The organism is uncultured Leptotrichia sp. (assembly GCF_938036635.1).
Classification (GTDB): domain Bacteria; phylum Fusobacteriota; class Fusobacteriia; order Fusobacteriales; family Leptotrichiaceae; genus Leptotrichia; species Leptotrichia hongkongensis.
Genome location: NZ_CALHQO010000555.1, coordinates 1 through 1,172, shown reverse-complemented (window position 1 = coordinate 1,172; position 1,172 = coordinate 1). Strand labels below are relative to the sequence as shown.

Annotated in this window: 2 protein-coding genes; both read right to left on the bottom strand. The window is 34.0% G+C overall.

Translation table 11 applies throughout. The features are described 5' to 3' along the window. Positions 1-230, bottom strand: a 230-nt coding sequence (locus Q0370_RS11180; RefSeq protein WP_299575734.1) for a class I SAM-dependent methyltransferase, incomplete at its 3' end; no start/stop codon positions are given. A 140-nt stretch (positions 231-370) separates the two neighbouring features. Continuing rightward, complete coding sequence (locus Q0370_RS11175) at positions 371-1,015, bottom strand: peptidylprolyl isomerase (protein WP_299575732.1); 645 nt, start codon at positions 1,013-1,015, stop codon at positions 371-373. Positions 1,016-1,172: the final 157 nt, after the last annotated feature.

The window sequence follows — 1,172 nt, the reverse complement described above, 5'->3', positions numbered from 1 at the left end:
TTATTCTTTAATAATTTTTTTTCAGACATTTCTAGCATTTTTTCTGATAAATCCACTCCAACCACTGTAAACCCATCTTTTAAAAATCGTAATATAAATTCCCCTGTTCCACATCCTAAATCAAGAACAGTTCCCTTTTTCTTGATAAACATTTGTAAAAATTTATACCATTCGTCATAATTTACATATTTCATAAAAACATCATAAATTTCCGCAAATTCCCTATGCATTAATTTCCCCCTCATCATTATTTATTTGTTATTATTATATCACTTTTACCCTTATTTGTGAATATTGGCACAAATCTGAATCAAATTCAGGCATAATCAAAAGAAAAACTCCCCGATTTAAGCAGGGAGCTTTTCATTCTTTAGCGTTTTGCAGGTTTTACAAGCTTGCTTTCCCATTCGCTGACTTCCTCAGGGAAATAATCTAGAAATTTATCAATCTTTTTACCTTTTATATCAATATTCAGTATCTTGTCATCCTGCCTCAATGTTCTTAGCACACCTAGATCCTCACGAGTTTTTGTCCCGCCAATAATTGTATGCTTTTTATTAAGGTTAGTCAGCGGACTCATCGTTATGAAAAACTGGCTGCTGTTTGTATCAGGCCCAGAATTTGCAAAAGCAAGCATTCCTTCATGTGCAAATGTCAGCCAGTCTGAAAATTCATCCTTCAAATAATACCCAGCTGTCCCAGTTCCATCTCCCACAGGATCTCCTCCCTGAATCAGTCCATTCGGAATAATTCTATGAAAAGTCAGTCCGTTATAAAAGTTGTTTTTTGCCAAAAATACAAAATTTGCCACATTTTTAGGAGCGGCTTCAGGATACAAGTAAAAGGAAATATTCCCCTTGGTTGTCATAATAACCGCTTCCATTTCAAAACTTCTCATGGCTTTTTCAAATTTTTTGTTTTCTCTCGACTTATTTACCTTCTTTTCCTTTGCACCTGCAATTCCTACTAGTAAAATCATCAGTATGCCAGCCAATATCGTTATTTTCTTCTTCATAAACTTTCCTCGCTATTTTAAGCATAGTTACTGCACATTTTCCCATAAAAAACAGCTAGTTGCTGTACAGCCTCTTCACATGCCCTATCATTTCTTCAATTTCCATTTTGCCATTAAAATCAAATTCCAGAATTCTAAAATCAATATCTTCAATTTC